16 protein-coding genes and 1 pseudogene are annotated in these 16,386 nt (G+C 65.1%); 11 read left to right on the top strand and 6 right to left on the bottom strand.

Features of this window, described 5'->3' with window-relative positions; genetic code table 11:
* Positions 1–31 precede the first annotated feature (31 nt).
* On the top strand, positions 32–1,558 hold the full coding sequence (locus GFY24_RS08645; RefSeq protein ID WP_194852787.1) for a serine hydrolase: 1,527 nt from the start codon (positions 32–34) through the stop codon (positions 1,556–1,558).
* A 101-nt stretch (positions 1,559–1,659) separates the two neighbouring features.
* Positions 1,660–2,082 carry a hypothetical protein gene (locus tag GFY24_RS08650; RefSeq protein WP_228566107.1) on the top strand — a complete coding sequence of 141 codons (423 nt, stop codon included), beginning with the start codon at positions 1,660–1,662 and terminating at the stop codon, positions 2,080–2,082.
* A 4-nt stretch (positions 2,083–2,086) separates the two neighbouring features.
* On the opposite strand, the gene GFY24_RS08655 is transcribed toward GFY24_RS08650, so the two are convergent.
* Positions 2,087–2,458 carry a DoxX family protein gene (locus GFY24_RS08655; RefSeq protein WP_153804458.1) on the bottom strand — a complete coding sequence of 124 codons (372 nt, stop codon included), beginning with the start codon at positions 2,456–2,458 and terminating at the stop codon, positions 2,087–2,089.
* Between the two features lie 149 nt (positions 2,459–2,607).
* Here GFY24_RS08655 and GFY24_RS08660 point away from each other — a divergent pair, with 149 nt between their 5' ends.
* Positions 2,608–3,486 carry a class I SAM-dependent methyltransferase gene (locus GFY24_RS08660; protein ID WP_153804459.1) on the top strand — a complete coding sequence of 293 codons (879 nt, stop codon included), beginning with the start codon at positions 2,608–2,610 and terminating at the stop codon, positions 3,484–3,486.
* Between the two features lie 5 nt (positions 3,487–3,491).
* Here the strand turns inward: GFY24_RS08660 and GFY24_RS08665 are convergent, their stop codons facing one another.
* The 4 genes from GFY24_RS08665 to mptB all read right to left on the bottom strand — a co-directional run bounded on the left by GFY24_RS08665 (position 3,492) and on the right by mptB (position 7,922).
* A complete protein-coding gene (locus tag GFY24_RS08665) occupies positions 3,492–4,466 on the bottom strand; it encodes a heme A synthase (protein ID WP_309230621.1) in 975 nt (324 codons plus the stop codon).
* Between the two features lie 65 nt (positions 4,467–4,531).
* Positions 4,532–5,314 carry an ABC transporter permease gene (locus tag GFY24_RS08670; protein WP_309230622.1) on the bottom strand — a complete coding sequence of 261 codons (783 nt, stop codon included), beginning with the start codon at positions 5,312–5,314 and terminating at the stop codon, positions 4,532–4,534.
* On the bottom strand, positions 5,311–6,243 hold the full coding sequence (locus GFY24_RS08675; protein ID WP_309230623.1) for an ABC transporter ATP-binding protein: 933 nt from the start codon (positions 6,241–6,243) through the stop codon (positions 5,311–5,313). The genes GFY24_RS08670 and GFY24_RS08675 overlap by 4 nt, the downstream gene beginning before the upstream one ends.
* Positions 6,240–7,922, bottom strand: coding sequence for a polyprenol phosphomannose-dependent alpha 1,6 mannosyltransferase MptB (mptB, locus tag GFY24_RS08680; RefSeq protein ID WP_309230624.1), 1,683 nt, complete (start codon positions 7,920–7,922; stop codon positions 6,240–6,242). Before mptB ends, GFY24_RS08675 begins: the two co-directional genes overlap by 4 nt.
* A gap of 174 nt (positions 7,923–8,096) precedes the next feature.
* On the opposite strand from mptB, the gene GFY24_RS08685 reads away from it, so the two are divergent.
* The 5 genes and pseudogenes from GFY24_RS08685 (at position 8,097) to GFY24_RS08705 (ending at position 11,954) form a co-directional block, all read left to right on the top strand.
* Positions 8,097–8,627, top strand: a complete 531-nt coding sequence (locus GFY24_RS08685; protein WP_309230625.1) for a Uma2 family endonuclease — start codon at positions 8,097–8,099, stop codon at positions 8,625–8,627.
* A 302-nt stretch (positions 8,628–8,929) separates the two neighbouring features.
* Positions 8,930–10,440, top strand: a pseudogene (locus tag GFY24_RS08690) (MMPL family transporter).
* A gap of 87 nt (positions 10,441–10,527) precedes the next feature.
* A complete protein-coding gene (locus GFY24_RS08695; RefSeq protein WP_153804462.1) occupies positions 10,528–10,797 on the top strand; it encodes a metal-sensitive transcriptional regulator in 270 nt (89 codons plus the stop codon).
* 23 nt (positions 10,798–10,820) lie between these two features.
* The gene (locus GFY24_RS08700; protein WP_153804463.1) at positions 10,821–11,213 is read left to right on the top strand and encodes a DUF302 domain-containing protein; all 393 of its coding nucleotides are present in this window, start codon (positions 10,821–10,823) and stop codon (positions 11,211–11,213) included.
* Between the two features lie 147 nt (positions 11,214–11,360).
* The gene (locus GFY24_RS08705; protein WP_153804464.1) at positions 11,361–11,954 is read left to right on the top strand and encodes a TetR/AcrR family transcriptional regulator; all 594 of its coding nucleotides are present in this window, start codon (positions 11,361–11,363) and stop codon (positions 11,952–11,954) included.
* Positions 11,955–12,010: 56 nt separating this feature from the next.
* On the opposite strand, the gene GFY24_RS08710 is transcribed toward GFY24_RS08705, so the two are convergent.
* On the bottom strand, positions 12,011–12,682 hold the full coding sequence (locus GFY24_RS08710) for a GAP family protein (RefSeq protein WP_153804465.1): 672 nt from the start codon (positions 12,680–12,682) through the stop codon (positions 12,011–12,013).
* Positions 12,683–12,919: 237 nt separating this feature from the next.
* On the opposite strand from GFY24_RS08710, the gene GFY24_RS08715 reads away from it, so the two are divergent.
* The 3 genes from GFY24_RS08715 to sufD are packed head-to-tail and all read left to right on the top strand — an operon-like array spanning position 12,920 to position 16,361.
* The gene (locus tag GFY24_RS08715; RefSeq protein WP_153804466.1) at positions 12,920–13,750 is read left to right on the top strand and encodes a metalloregulator ArsR/SmtB family transcription factor; all 831 of its coding nucleotides are present in this window, start codon (positions 12,920–12,922) and stop codon (positions 13,748–13,750) included.
* Complete coding sequence (gene sufB, locus GFY24_RS08720) at positions 13,747–15,183, top strand: Fe-S cluster assembly protein SufB (protein ID WP_153804467.1); 1,437 nt, start codon at positions 13,747–13,749, stop codon at positions 15,181–15,183. The genes GFY24_RS08715 and sufB overlap by 4 nt, the downstream gene beginning before the upstream one ends.
* Positions 15,183–16,361, top strand: a complete 1,179-nt coding sequence (gene sufD / locus GFY24_RS08725) for a Fe-S cluster assembly protein SufD (protein WP_153804468.1) — start codon at positions 15,183–15,185, stop codon at positions 16,359–16,361. Before sufB ends, sufD begins: the two co-directional genes overlap by 1 nt.
* Positions 16,362–16,386 lie beyond the last annotated feature (25 nt).

A 16,386-nucleotide genomic window follows, 5' to 3' on the forward strand; every position in this document is an offset into this window, starting at 1 on the left:
CGTCCCGTTTGATCTATCGGGGGGGCGAGACATGGTGTGCAGCAGTGTAATCAGAAGGATCGGCGGAGCCTGCGCGGTGGTGCTGGTCCTGACCACAGCCGTCGTAGGCTGCGGCATGGAGCGCGGGCACGAAACCCGTTCACTCCCCGCCGATCTGGTGCGCAAGATCGACGAGATCGCCGAATCGAGTATGGCGGCGGGACTCATCCCCGAGCTGCAGGTGGCGGTGATAGATCCGGAGGCGGGCACCTACGTGCACGCGTACGGCACCGCCGACCTCGCTACCGGCCGTGCCGCAAGCATTCACGATTCGGTCCGAATCGGCAGTGTCACCAAGACTTTCACCGCCACAGCGGTGCTGCGACTGGCAGACGAGGGCAAACTCTCACTCGATGATCGGCTCGCCCGCTACATCGACCACATTCCCTACGGCGACACAATCACACTCCGCGATCTGCTCGACATGCGCGCCGGAGTCTGGGGCCTCGAGGAGAACGCCGACTTCAGCGAACAACTCATCCGCAAGACCCCGGCCACCGAATGGCATGAGGGCGACTACGTGCGCGCCATTATCGACAACCCGGATCGCGCGACCCCACCGAATACCCGTACCGAGTACTCGAATTCGAACTTCTACCTCCTGGGCCTGGTATTGGAAAAGGTGACCGGCAAACCGGTGCGGGAGGTACTCGACGACTTGGCGGGCCGGTACGGCCTGCACGAGACGAGCTATCCGGCCGATGCGAGCATGCCCGAGCCGGCGGCGCACGGCTACGCGTACTTCGACGAGAACCCCACCGATGTCACCGCGCGCACCACCCCGGCACTGTTCGGTGCGGCGGGCACCATGGTGTCCACGATCTCCGACCTGGCGGCGTATACGGGCATGCTCGGCCGCGGTGAGCTGCTGCGTCCCGAAACATTCCAGGACCGAATTCGGGTGCCGGACAGTGCGACCCGGGCAGATGGGGGATACGGCCTGGGGCTGGCGGTGGGTGGCAGCTCGCGCTGGCACAACGGTGCGGTCCTGGGCTACACCACACACATCGGTTACCTGCCGAAGCTGAAGGTCACCGTGGCGGTCGTCGTCAATCAGTACACGATCCCGCCGGTGACATTCGCGGGTCTGCAGGCTTCACCGATCTGGTCGATGATCGTGCGGGCGCTCTATCCCGGCGCGCTCGGCGAAGACAAGGACACGAACGCTCCGGTTCCCGCGGTGCCTTCGGTGGATCAGCTGAATACGCAGCTGAGGCAAGCGTTCGATCCGAGTGTTCCCGCTGCGCAGCGGACGCTTCATGCCCAGGCCGAGGGTAAGGATCCGGATCTGCTCGGGCGAATGGGGTCGTTCCTGGCCAAGTATCGAATCATGCTCGAGGTGAACAAGGTGACTCGAATCGGGCGGTCGCTCTTCGCGACCGCCATGTCGGAGTCGCCTCTGGCCAAGACGCCGATGGTTGTTCCGCTGACGGCGGAGGATGGGCAATGGCGGGTCGAATCCGGATGGGTCTGTGACTATTTGGGCTTGGTGGGTGATACCTCGCCCGCGTGTGGCTGAGCGGCACTCGCAGGGATGAGCCGCGTTTGGGTGCTCGGGGGTGCCGAGATTGTACTACGATGAGTAGTAATTACGGTTGCAATCGCCCGCAGGGGGTCGTCATGACCAGTTCGATAGCTCCGGCCTTCGCCGCTCAGCGGCAACTTCGCATGGTCACGGTGATTTTCGCGGTGGCACTGCTCGTACACGGCTCGGATCATCTGCGACGCGGTATGAGTACCGTCTCCTCGACCGTCATGGCGCTGGGCACCGTGCAGCTGATTCTCGCCCTCGCCACCATCGTGTTGATCTTCCGCGGGCACCGGTGGGCCGCGACGGCGGCGATCCTCATCGGATTCGCCAGCGCCGCGGGATTCACTCTCGTGCACCTGTTCCCGGATTGGTTCGGTCCGTTCAGTGACAGTTTCATCAATGCGCCCGCCGCGGCCGAGGTGAATGGATTCTCATGGTTCGCAGCGATTTTCGAGATCATCGCCGATCTGGCGCTCGGGTTCGCGGGGCTCCGCGTGCGACGACTCGGCTAGCGGATCAATATGAGTACGGACCGAACCGGCCCCACGCCACGAATACCGCCAGCAGGAACAGCACCGCATTGATCGGCAGCGCCGCGTACTCCTTGCGCCGCACGTGCACGGCCGCCGCGAACGCCATGATCAGCGCGATGCCGCTCGCCGCGAGCGGTGTCAGCATGGGCGCGATTCCGGTCCACGCGGGCAGGATCAGCCCCAGACCGCCGAGCGCCTCGACGATTCCGATCAGGCGCAACTGTGCGGGCGAGACATCCTCCACCCACGGCATCTTCTCGTGCAGCTGCTCCTTCGACTGCGTACTCTTCGCCGCTCCCGCGAGCGCGAACGCCAGCCCCAGCGCGATCGCGACAACCCACAGCGCCACATTCATTGTTGGTCAACCCTTCTAAATCTTCCCCGCCTGGCGTGAAGGCTAGGGCCGAACCATCGCGCCCGCTCGCCGAATCACCGCACTCGCGCACCGAGCAGCCGGTCGTGTCGGCGCGCGATACTCCGGACACCTACTGAATAATGGCCCGCATGGCCGAGCGCAAGGCAAGTCGGACAGCGGTACTCGTATGTCAGGGCCGGGCGGTCGCGGACGGAAGACTCGCCGTGGGAAGATTTTCCGACCCGATAGCGATCGAATTGCTCACCGCACCCGAGCGGGAAATGGTCGGCACGGCGCGTTCCGGGGTGATGCCGAGCGGCTTCGGCGCGCGGTTGGAGTACGAATTACTCAAGGGCACTTCGGAAATCCTCGCCGCACGCACCGTCGCCATCGATGATGTCGTACGCGATCGGGGCCATCCGCAGCTGGTGATCCTCGGCGCGGGCTTGGACGCGCGCGCCTGGCGGATGAAGGAGCTCGCCGAGGCGACGGTCTACGAGATCGATCAGCCTGCCTCACAACAGGAGAAGCGCGAACGCCTCGGCGATCGCGCGCCCCTGGCCGCCGCCGTCCACTTCGTACCCGTCGACTTCGCCAAGGATTCGCTCGGTACGGCCCTGGAAGCGGCCGGGCATGACGCCACCATCCCCACCACGTGGATCTGGGAAGGCGTCATCCCGTATCTGACCCCCGCGCAGGTGGCCGCGACCACCGCCGTCGTCGGCGAGCACAGCGCCGCGGGCAGTCGCCTGATCCTCAACTACGCCACCACATCGCGCCTGAACGCGTTCGGCCGCAGAGCAGTACAGCGACTGCTCACCCTGGCCGGCCGAGACAACCCCATGGCGAACGAACCATTCCGCTCCGCCTGGTCACCCGAGACCCTGCGAGAACTATTGAGCCGCAGCGGTTTCGACGTGACCGTGGATGTCGGTCTGCTGGCCGTGGCCCACGACCTGGACATGTCGATCATCGAGCGAACGCGCTTCCTGGGCAGCGGGAGAATCGCGGTCGCCGACCGGGACTGAGGTTGTCAGGCGGTTTGGGTCACGGGTGCGCTGACCGTCGCGGTCACCGATTCCCGGGTGCGCATCGCGGCCCACAGCGCCGCGGTGGCGGCGGTGCAGGCGGCCGCGCCACCGACGTGGATTGCCACCAGGGCGGCAGGGACATCGGTGAAGTACTGCACCAGACCCACCAGCGCCTGGCTGCAGACCAGTACCAGCAGCACGATCAGGCGGCTGCGAATTGCCTTGTTCATCCCGATCGCGGCCAAGCCGCAGGCCAACCCGATCAACAGGGCGAGGTATGCGACAAGCAGTTCGGCGTGCAGATGCACCAGGGTGACGATCTCGACCTGCAGGCGTTCGACCGGCTTCTCGATGCTCTTGTCACCCGCGTGCGGACCCGCGCCCGTGACCAGGGTGCCCGCGACCAGCGTGCCCGCCAAAGCGATCGCGCTGAACCCGGTCAGCAGTCGCAGCGGTTTCGGCGCGCGGACCGTCTCGATACCGTCATCGGGTTCGTTGATCTTGGCGTACAGCAGTACCGCCAGCCACACCATCAGCATCGATGCCAGCAGGTGCAGGGAGACCGTCCACCACAGCAAGCCGGTTCGCACCGTGATACCGCCGAGGATCGCCTGCAATACGGTGCCGCCGGGCATCAGCCACGCGTAGATCTGCACATCGCGCCGACGTCGCGCCCGCGTCACCGCGATCACCACCGCGGCCGCGCACAATGTCACCGCGAAAGTCAGCATGCGGTTACCGAATTCGACGGCCTGATGAATCGCCGGAACCTCGGAGACCGCGGTCGGCACGAAGCTGCCCGGGAAGCACTGCGGCCAGGTGGGGCAGCCGAGGCCGGAGGAGGTGACGCGAACAATGGCTCCGGTCACCGAGATTCCGGCCTGGGACAGGATCACCGCGAAGGCGATGATGCGCTGCACCCGCAGGGATGCTGGCGGGAACAGATCGGCGAATCGCTGGAAGGCGCGAGATAGCACGGATCGATGGTAGCGGGAGCGTATTCCGGCCTGTCACCGGCCCTACTACAACGTGTCGTGGAGGGTTAGTCGAAGCGGAAGAATCGGGTGGCGAGCCAGCCGCTGACCGCGCTCCAGGCGGCCAGGACGGCCAGGCCGTACCAGTCGATGCTGTTGCGCAGCGCCTGTTCCAGGCACTCCGACAGCGCGCCCGAGGGAATGATCCGGGCGATCAGGCTGACCGCGTTCGGGATATCGTCGGACATGAAGACCAGGCTGGCGGTACCAAGCATGATGAACCAGAGGATATTCGCCAGCGCCAGCACGATCTCGGCCTTGAGAGTGCCGCCGAGCAGCAGGCCGAGCGCGCCGAAAGTAACTGTGCCCAGGGCGATCACGATCGCGCCGAGCAGCAGCCCCGTGATCGAGGGCCGCCAGCCGAGCGCGAAACCTATGCCGCCCAGCAGAATCGACTGCAACACCACCACCAGCAGCACCGCGGAACACTTGCCCGCGACAATGCCCCAGCGGGGGAGTGGTGTCGCCCCAAGGCGTTTCAGTGCTCCGTACCGCCGGTCGAACCCCACGGCGATGGCCTGACCGGTGAACGCGGTGGACATGACGGCCACCATCATCACGGCGGGCACGACCCGATCCACCCGGTGCGCGCCGAGTCCGCTCAACGGCAACAGGGTCAAACCGATCAGCAGCGTGATCGGGATGAACATGGTGAGCAGTAGCTGTTCGCCGTTGCGCAGCAACAGGATCAGTTCCATGCGCGACTGCGCGGCCAGCATCTTCGCCCGGGTGGTGGGCTGGGGTGCGGGCGTGAACGTGCCCGGGGCGAAGCGGTTGGTGGTCTCGGTCACCCTCTGATTTCCCGTCCGGTCAGTTCGAGGAAGACATCCTCCAGGCGGCGCTGGTCGATGCGAATATCGGTGGGCAGCACGTCGATTCGCGCACACCAGGCGGTGACGGTGGCCAGCACCTGCGGGGTGATCTCGCCGTGCAGCTGATAGGAGCCCGGCGTGGTCTCCTTCGGTGTGAAGCCCTCCGGAAGTGCGGCGGCCAGGAGCGTGAGATCGAGATTCGGTGGGGCGGTGAAGGCGAGACGGCCTTCTGCGCCTTGCGAGGTGACCTCGGCGGGCGTGCCCTGCGCGACAATCCGCCCGTGGTCGATGATGACCAGTTGATCGGCGAGCTGTTCGGCTTCATCCATGAGATGCGTGGTGAGCAGGACGCTCACGCCGTCGCGGCGCAGGGCGTCGATCAGCTCCCACACCAAATGCCTTGCCTGCGCGTCCAATCCGGCGGTCGGCTCGTCCAGGAATACGATCTCGGGGCGGCCCACGAGCGCGCAGGCCAGAGCCAGGCGCTGCTGCTGCCCGCCGGAGAGCCGTCGATACGGGGTGCGGCGCGCGTCCTGCAATCCGAGCGTGGACAACAACCAATTCGGGTCGAGCGGATTCGCCGAATACGAGGCGACCAGATCCAGCATCTCCCCGGCCTTGGACCCCGGATACGCCCCGCCGCCCTGCAACATCACCCCGATACGCGGCCGCAGCCGATCGGAATCGGCAATCGGATCCAGCCCCAGCACTCGCACGCTGCCGGCATCGGGGGAGACGAAACCCTCACACATTTCGGTGGTGGTCGTCTTGCCCGCGCCATTGGGCCCGAGCAACGCCAGCACCTGCGCGCGTTGCAGTTCGAAACTGAGACCGTCGACTGCGGTGGTGGCGCCGTAGCGTTTAACGACGCCGTCGACTCTGACGGCGGGTTCGGAGGCTGCGGTCACGATGAGACACCGTAAGCCGTGGGCTGCTGTGACGGAGCCGACACCCCCGGCTGATTGCGCCATGGCAGCACATTCCGGGTGAGGAAGATAAGCAGCAGACCCACGATCACGGTGGCGATGGCCGATTCGACAATCTGGAAGACATAGAAATCCGCGCCGCGCGGCATGACCATCATGCTGACGATCACGGACAGCACCACCGCGGGGACACGGAAGGCGGGCCGGGTCGCCCAGGCCGCGAGCGGAACGATTGCCCACAGCAGGTACCAGGGCTGTACCACCGGGAACAGCAGTACCAGCGCGCCCAGGCCCACGCCCAGCGCGCCGATCGGGTTCAGGCGTCCGGTCCAGGTGGCGACGAGCATACGGAGGATGATGAACGCCATCACGATCTCCGCCATTGGCCGAACGAGATCGAGCAGTGCGGTCGTGTGATCGCCGAGACCCAGGAGTACACCCCCGAATCCGGTGATGATGCCGATGGCGGTGGGCAATGACAGATAGCTGCGAACCGTACTGGCTTGATTCAGGGTGTATACCCAGCCGAAGCCCAGCCCGCTGAAGCCACTGACGAAAGCTGTCGTGGCGATCGCGACCACGCCCAAGATGCAACCGGCCAAGGCAATCGACCGTAGTCCGCCACCCCATCGCCGGGCGAGCGCCATTCCGACAAAACCGAGCGCGACAATCGAGGTGATTTTGATCGACGAGGACAAAGTAATAACGACCGCACCGAATATCAGAGTGGCCCAGGCGTTTCGGTCCATTACCGGCGAATCGTCTATGGCGCGCAGGCAGAATTCCAGTCCGGCCAGCATGAGCCCGAGCATGAGCGCGTCATTGTGCACGCCACCGACCAGGTGAAACAGCACCAGCGGATTGGCCGCACCCAACCACAGCGCACTGACCGGCGCGACACCGCAGCGCCGAGCCAACCGCGGGAGTGCCCACACGATCAGCGCCACACCCACGAGCGCCAACAGTCGGTGCATCCACACCCCGGCAATAATGTTGCTGCCGGTCAATTCCGCGATGGCGCGACCCATCCACAAGAACAGCGGCCCATAGGGTGCGGGCGTCTCACGCCAAATATTCGGCACATTATTGGTCAGCACATTGCTGAGCCCGAGACCGTCGACCGGCCCCACCGTATAGGGATCCAACCCGCGAGCCGCGATTTCACTCTGTGCCAGATACGAATACACGTCATTGCTGAACATCGGCGGTGCGACGCTCAACGGAATAATCCAGAGCAGCAACGTCCGATCCATCTGCGACCGGGTCAGCCGATGCCGCGGATTCCCGCCCCACCCGCCGACCGCGAACCGCCCGAGCAGCAGCCAAGCCATCACCACCAGCGTTGCGCCGATCATGCACATGGCCAGCGTCGAGGTATGCGCCCGCGCGAAAAACCCCAGCACCCGCAATCCCGAAGTCGGATTCTGATGCACCGGTTGCGCCCCGACCCCCAATGCCGAAATCGCCATGATGACAACCCCGGTCGCCCCCAGCAACCGGATCCGCATCAACTGCAGCGTTTCTCGCCGATCGAGCCCCGGCACCTCGGTCTCATTGGTGTGCAAGACCGCAATCGTGTGGTCGGAAGGCCGAACGTCCAGGCCCAGCACCCGGCGTCCCAGTTCGATCACTCTGCGCCCCGCGCCGTCCACTACCGCCACGATGGCCAAGCCTAGTAGGGGACAGGCCGCTGACCGCCCATCGCATGGTTGTTCTAGGTGCCGCGTCCGGATCGCTCGCTCGAGCTATGTTTGGTGGCGAACCGTCCGTGAGGATTGGAGTGATCGGCCGTGACTGTCCCTGCAATGCATCCGCGCCCGGGGAACCTGCGCGTCGTGGCTGAGCAGATCGAACAGGCCACGGGTCTGCGTGTGGAGATCCTGGGAGGCAGCCTGGTGATGTCACCGACACCGCGTGGGAAGCACGCCGGGACGATCCGTCGGCTACGTCAGCAGTTGGAGAGCCGGATGCCTCCGGAGCTGGCGGCGTACGAGGTCACCTCGATCGCCCTGCCCGACGACGAAGACGACTATTGCACTCCAGATCTGGTTGTCCTGCCGGAGGAATGGGACCAGGACGACGCATGGCTGGCTGACCCAGCTGACGCCGAACTCGCCGTCGAGGTCATCTCGAAGAGCGAAAAGACGAGGCAGATCGCAGACAAGAACGGCTGGTATGCGGTGGCGGGCGTCCGTGTCCTGCTCGTCGTCGACCCCCGTTACGGCCGCTGGGCGCTGCACACCGCACCGAAAGACGGCACCTACCACGGTCATTTCGACGGCACATACGGCGATGCGATCCCGCTGCCGTCGCCCTTCGGATTTGCTCTCGACACCGGCTGCCTGCCGCTATACGGAGCTCGCTGAGCCTGCCGCTCAACGCTGCACCGCCATGTATCGATGGTGGCCGCGATTTCGGGTTGATGCGCGTAATCCATTGGTAGCGAACGCATTTCCGAATGCGCGAATGCTGCGGCTCACCACTGCGGGGCCGGGGCATCTGGATGGATACCTGTGTTATTGCTTCCACTTCAGCCGGTAGAACTCCGGCTGGAGTGCGTGCCGGACGCGTGCCGCTCGAACGCCCTCATTACCCGGTCCTAAAACCTGGCGAGCGTCCACCGAATTCGGCCGAATCCCGCGGGCTGCTCGGCAGGCTCGGGACGACCATGGTCGATCGGCGGCGCTGGGTGTTCGCGCTCTGGCTGTTGGTCACCGTGTTGCTCGGTGCGGCGGCGCCGACCGTGTTCGATTCCCTGGCCGGGGCCGGGTGGCAGGCCAATGGGTCGGAGTCGGTGCGCACGCGTGAGCTGGCCGAACAGCATTTCGGCGGGAACTCCGCGGCCGCGGTGCAGGTGGTGATCCACTCCGATACCGCCACGATGGATGCCCCGCGGGCGCGGCAGATCGTGGACGAGCTCACCGGAATTCTCGCCTCGGACAGTCGATTCGGCGCTGTCGTCGCCCCGGAGCCGGGTCGGTCGATCAGTCCGGACGGGCACACCGGCATCCTGCTCGCGGGGGCCGCCGCGAACACCGATGAGATGGTCGCGGCCGTCGATGAGCTCGGGCCGCAGTTGAGAGCGATGTCCGGCGACGGATTCGAGATCTACCCGACCGGATCGTCCGCGCTGTGGAGTGATTTCAACAAGGCCAATCACGACGCCATGATGAAGGCCGAATTGTTCTCCTGGCCGGTCACATTGGCGATTATGGTGCTGGCGTTCGGTTCACTCGTCGCCGCTGGACTGCCGCTGTTGCTGACCATGGTGGGCCTGATCGCCTCGGCGGGCGGACTGGTGCTGCTCAATCAGTTCACGCCGATCTCGGTGTGGGCCATGAATTTCGCGATGATGTTCGCGCTCGCGCTCGGCATCGACTACGCGCTGTTCGTGGTCTCGCGCTTCCGCGATGCGATTCGCGGCGGAGCGACGCCGCGCGCTGCTGTGGCCGTGACCATGGCGACCGCGGGCAAGGCGGTGCTGCTGTCGGGTCTGACCGTTCTCGTGAGCCTGTCCGCGGTGCTGGTGGTGCCCGCACCGGCAGTTCGGACCATGGCGGTCGGCATCATGTTCGCGGTCACCTTCGTACTGCTGGCCACGCTGACGCTGCTTCCCGCGGTGCTGGGTGCGCTCGGGGCTCGCGTCAATGCGGGTTCGCTGCCGTATGTGGCTCGCCAGCATTGCTCGGTGCGGGTGTGAGTTTGCTGTCCACGGCGGCGGCCTTCGGTGTGGCGAAACTGGTGTTCCAGGACGGTCATGGCGCGAGCCTGCTCGGCTTCACGCCGCAGGGGTTCCTGGACGGCTGGGGTCCGGTGTTCTTCTTCGCCATGATCTTCGCGATCGCGATGGACTACACGGTCTTTCTGCTTGCGACGGCCAAGGAGCACTACGAGAAGTCGGGTGACCCGGCGGTCGCGCAGGTCGATGGTCTGGCGCATTCGGGGCGGGTGATTCTGGCGGCGGCCGCGGTCATGGTGGCGGTGTTCTTCACCTTCGCGCTGGCGGATCCGTTGCCGCCCAAGGAGATGGGCATCATCCTGGGCGTCGCGGTGCTCTTGGACGCGGTGCTGATCCGGTTGATCCTGCTTCCGGTGCTGCTGCGCTTGACCGGGCATGCGGCCTGGTGGTCGCCGCGATGGTTGCGGCGCGTGCTGCCGGATATCAGCTTCGGGCACTGAGGCCGGACGAATGGTGAGCCTCGCCGAATAACCCTCATATACCCCCCCGGGTATGATGATGTTATCGAACCGAGGGAAGGAACCGGCATGGTCGGCGACGAAGACAGCATCGCACTGGTACTCAACCGCCTGCGCCGCGCGCACGGGCAGTTGGCCGGGGTGATTTCCATGATCGAGCAGGGACGCGACTGCAAGGACGTGGTCACTCAGCTCGCCGCGGTGTCGAAGGCCCTGGACCGTGCCGGTTTCAAGATTGTCGCCACCGGTCTGCGGGACTGCTTGACCGGTGAACAGGCCGACGGTGCCGAACCGCTGTCGGTGGAGGAGCTCGAGAAACTCTTCCTGGCTCTGGCTTGAGCCGGGATCGGAAGGAACCGATCATGACCATCGCACTCGCGACCACCCTGCACACCGACTTCGCCGACGCGGTCGAGCGCACCCGGAAAGCGCTGTCCGAGCAAGGTTTCGGTGTCCTCACCGAAATCGATGTGACGGCCACGCTGCGGCAGAAGCTCGGTGCGGAGATGGAGCAGTACCTCATTCTCGGCGCGTGTAATCCGCCGTTGGCGCACGCCGCGCTGGAGGTGGATCGGCAGATCGGGCTGCTGCTGCCCTGCAATGTGGTTGTCCGCGAAGACCGTTCGAGCGCGGATGTGATCGTCGAGGCCATGAATCCGGAGTTGATGGTGCAGGTCGCGGGGGAGCCCGCGCTGCGCGCGGTCGCCGACCAGGCCACGGCCAAACTCCGGGCCGCGATCGAATCGCTCGGCTGAGCAGCACGGCAACGCTCGGCTGAGCCGCCCGGTCGCAGTGCCATGCCAAGGTGCATCGAGTGTGAAAGTGCACACGGTGCAACCATTTTCGCCGGGAACGGCCTCGTTCATCCTGCCACTGTCGGACCTGACTCATACGCTTGATGCATGGTTTCCGAGTCGAAGCGGCGGATCGAGGTGGCGGCGGCGGGCCTTTTGGCTCGGCACGGCTATCACGGGTTCGGCCTGAAGAAGCTGAGTGACGCGGCCGGGTTGCCGTATGGGTCCATCTACCACCACTTTCCGGGGGGCAAGGAAGAGATTGCAGTCTCTGCCATCACCGAAACCGGAGTGCTGGTGGGGCGGATGATCCGGGACGCACCGGCGGACGTGTTCGCCACGGCGGCAGGGTTGTTCGACTTCATGGCCGCGAAACTCACTGTCTCCGAATGGACCGACGGCTGTCCGGTGGGCACGCCGGCCCTGGACGGCGGCAGCGATGTGGACGCGGTGCGCACCGCGTGCGTAATTGCATTCGATGCCATGGCAGGGGGTTTCGCGGACCTGTTCACGGAAATGGGCCTGCCGGAACAGGAGTCGCGCGAGCTCGCCACCACCGTGGTCGCTGCCTACGAGGGTGCGACGATCCTGGCGCGGGTCCGCCGCTCCGACGAACCCCTGCTCACCGTCTCCGCCGCCATGACCCGCCTGATCCGCTCCAGCCTCGCGGAATCGGCTGCCGCCGAGTCGAATTCACCCTAGGCGCGGCCTGTTCGGTCTGCGGGCGTCGCCGGAGTGGTCGCCGCCCGTATGCGGTACTAGGTCAGGCCGCTGATGCCGTCGCCCAGCGATTTGGCGCTGAGCAGTGCGAAGAGCACGGCCATGATGGCGTAGTGGTGGCGGACGGTCCAATCTTCCCACCGGTTCAGGATGTCCCACGACGCCTCACGGCGCGCGAAGTGCACGGCGGCGGGGACCAGCACGCCCAGGGACGCGATGGCCACGAATATCAGCGCCGCGCTGATCCGGCCGCCGGGATGCGCGGTGGCGGAGGCCGTGGTGACCGCGCCGGCGGCAATCTGCGTGACATTCTTCGGATTCGCGACGACCAGCATCGCACCCAGGGCGAGGGAGTTACCGATGTTGAACTGTTCGATGTTCTGGAATCGCTTCGGGAGGGTGCCCTCATTTGCATTGCCGAGCATACGGACCTGGCGAAATGTCATCAGGGCCAACAGCAGGCCCACGATCAGGCGGAACCAGGCGACCCAGGTTCCCGGGTGGCCATTGTGTTCGGCGCCGGTGATGATGCTGAGCGCCATCAGCACCGTGAAGATTCCGCTGACCGCCACAATCCAGCCGACCGCGAAGGCGAACGCGTTGGATCTGCCGCCCGGTGCGGTCAATATGAGGATCATCGCGATCAGGGTCAGTGGGCTGATCGTGACGCCGACCGCGTGACTCAGAATCTGGCCGACCGCATGGCCCATGAAAGCTCTCCCGCCGCTCGAAAGGTCGAGTTATAAGCTAGCTAAAAGGTAGCCGGTTCGGTCGAATCAGCGCGCCTTCCGCCCATTTCGGCTGATCTTGTCCAGACCGGCCGGTCGGCGGCAAACGGGCGGCGAATTGAACTGCTGGGTTCCGTGCCGTTATCCCCGGTTGGATGGTGTGTAAAGGTTCACACCCCCGAACCCCTCGAAGTCAGGTGACCCTTACTGGAACGTGGGATGGAATTCCGTCACACTGATGTTGTGAAAACCGTGGGTTTGCGGAACGCGGAAGCGGAAACCGGGCGCCAGCTGGGCGCCCGGGCTGCTGTTGTGCCCGCAGCCGCCGGTGAGGGGCACACCCGCGAGGCCGTTATCAAGCTACTGCTGGAGGACGGTCCGATTACCGCGACCGCCATCGGCAAGCGGCTGGGCCTGAGTCCCGCGGGCGTGCGTCGGCATTTGGACGCGCTCATCGAATCCGGTGAGGCGCGGGCGGCTCGTTCGGCGGCCTGGCAGCAGAAGGGCCGCGGGCGTCCCGCCAAGCAATACCAGTTGACAGCCACCGGCCGTGGCCGCCTCGGCCATGCCTACGATGACCTCGCCGGTGCCGCGATGCGCCAGCTGCGCGAGATCGGTGGCGATAAGGCCATTGCCGAATTCGCGCGCAAGCGGGTCGGCACCATTGTCGCCGGGATCGGTCAGCTCGAGCGGCATACCCCGGAGTCGACCATCGACAAGGCCGATGAGATCGCGGACGCGTTCTCCGAGGCCGGGTTCGCCGCCTCCACCCGGAAAGTCGGTGCGGGCGTACAGATTTGCCAGCACCACTGCCCGGTATCGCATGTCGCCGAGGAATTCCCGGAGTTGTGCGCCGCCGAGCTCGAGGCTTTCAAACAAATCTTGGGTACGCATGTGCAGCGGTTGGCGACCATCGCCAATGGCGATTGCGCGTGCACGACGCACGTACCGCTCACCCTGACGGTTCCCCCTAAAACGAATACCGCTGAAACCCCCGTTGCCCAGCCCGCAACGACTTCTACACACGACTCCGGAAGGAGCGCCGAATGACGACTACGACTGACCAGGTGCAGCCGCTGTCCCAAGAGGAGACCATCGCCTCCATTGGGACCTACGGGTACGGCTGGGCCGACAAGGATGTCGCCGGTGCCAGTGCCAAGCGCGGCCTGTCCGAGGAGGTCGTGCGCGACATCTCGGCGAAGAAGAGCGAGCCTGAATGGATGCTCGACTTCCGGCTGAAGGCGCTGCGCATCTTCGAGAAGAAGCCGATGCCGAGTTGGGGTTCGGACCTCGAGGGCATTCATTTCGACAACATCAAGTATTTCGTGCGGTCCAGCGAAAAGCAGGCCGCCACCTGGGATGACCTGCCCGAGGACATCAAGAATACCTACGACAAGCTGGGCATCCCGGAGGCGGAGAAGCAGCGCCTGGTGTCCGGTGTCGCCGCGCAGTACGAGTCCGAGGTCGTCTACCACTCGATCCGCGAGGACCTCGAGAAGCAGGGCGTCATCTTCCTGGACACCGATACCGCGCTCAAGGAGCATCCGGAGCTGTTCCAGCAGTACTTCGGTTCGGTCATTCCGTCCGGTGACAACAAGTTCTCGGCGCTGAATTCGGCTACCTGGTCTGGTGGTTCGTTCATCTACGTGCCGAAGGGCGTGCACGTGGATATCCCACTGCAGGCGTACTTCCGCATCAATACCGAGAACATGGGTCAGTTCGAGCGGACGCTGATCATCGTCGACGAGGATGCCTACGTGCATTACGTCGAGGGTTGTACCGCGCCGATTTACAGCTCGGATTCGCTGCACTCCGCGGTCGTGGAGATCATCGTGAAGAAAGGTGGCCGCTGCCGGTACACCACCATTCAGAACTGGTCGAACAACGTCTACAACCTGGTCACCAAGCGGGCCAAGGCCGAGGCGGGCGCGACCATGGAATGGGTCGACGGCAATATCGGCTCCAAGGTCACCATGAAGTACCCGGCCGTGTGGATGACCGGTGAGCACGCAAAGGGCGAGGTCCTCTCCATCGCGTTCGCCGGTGCGGGTCAGCACCAGGACACCGGTGCGAAGATGCTGCATCTGGCGCCGCACACCTCTTCGAACATCATCTCGAAGTCGGTGGCGCGCGGCGGCGGTCGTGCTTCGTACCGCGGCCTGGTTCAGGTGAACAAGGGTGCGTACGGCTCGAAGTCGACCGTGAAGTGCGATGCGCTGTTGGTGGACAACATCTCTCGCTCGGACACCTACCCGTACGTCGATATCCGCGAGGACGACGTGACCATGGGTCACGAGGCGACTGTCTCCAAGGTGTCGGCCGACCAGCTGTTCTACCTGATGAGTCGCGGCCTCACCGAGGACGAGGCCATGGCGATGGTGGTGCGCGGCTTCGTGGAGCCGATCGCCAAGGAACTGCCGATGGAATACGCCCTCGAGCTGAACCGTCTGATCGAACTGCAAATGGAAGGAGCCGTCGGCTGATGACGGTCGAGAATGTTGCCGTTGCTGCCGAGGCTCGTCCTCGGGCGCTGAACAAGGGCGAAGTATTCGCCTCGTTCGACGTGAACGCGTTCGAGATTCCCTCGGCGCACGACGAGGCGTGGCGGTTCACCCCGCTGCGCCGCCTGCGCGGGCTGCACGACGGTACTGCCGTTCGTGACGGGCAGGCTGTTGTCGAGGTGACGTCCATCGAGGGCGTCACCGTCGAAACCGTCGATCGCACCGATGCGCGCCTCGGCGTCGCCGGTACCCCCACCGATCGTGTTGCCGCGCAGGCGTACTCGGGCTTCGAGCAGGCCACCGTCGTGTCGATCGGCGCGGAAACCGAAGTGGCCGAGGCGGTTACGCTGACGGTCACCGGTCCGGGCGTGGACAAGACCGCCTACGGGCACACCCAGGTTCGCCTGGGTAACTTCGCCGTCGCGAATGTGGTCATCGACCAGCGCGGCAGCGGAACCTTCGCGGAGAACGTGGAATTCGTGCTCGGCGACAGCGCCAAGCTGAATGTCATCGTCATCCAGGACTGGGCCGATGATGCCGTGCACGCCACCGCACATCACGCCATTCTGGGTCGCGACGCCACCCTGCGGCACACCAATGTCACCCTCGGCGGCGATCTGGTGCGCCTGACCGCGACCGTGCGCTACGCCGGCCCGGGCGGCGACGCCGAGCTGCTCGGCGTGTACTTCGCCGATGACGGCCAGCATTTCGAGCAGCGCCTGCTCATCGATCACGCGGTGCCGAACTGCAAGTCGAATGTGCTGTACAAGGGTGCGCTGCAAGGTGATCCGACCTCGAAGAAGCCCGATGCGCGCACCGTGTGGGTGGGCGATGTGCTCATTCGCGCGGCCGCCGAGGGCACCGACACCTACGAGGCCAACCGCAACCTGGTGCTCACCGATGGTGCGCGCGCCGACTCGGTGCCGAACCTGGAGATCGAGACCGGCGAGATCGTGGGCGCCGGACACGCCTCCGCCACCGGGCGTTTCGACGATGAGCAGCTGTTCTACCTGCGCTCGCGCGGTATCCCGGAGGAGGCGGCGCGACGTCTGGTCGTGCGCGGTTTCTTCTTCGAGATCATCACCAAGATCACGGTCCCCGAGGTTCGGGAGCGGCTCGAGGCGGCCATCGAGGCCGAGCTCGCCGCTGTCGGCGCCTGACACCAACTTCCCCTCCCTGCAAAGG

This window comes from Nocardia sp. SYP-A9097, assembly GCF_009649815.1.
GTDB lineage: Bacteria > Actinomycetota > Actinomycetes > Mycobacteriales > Mycobacteriaceae > Nocardia.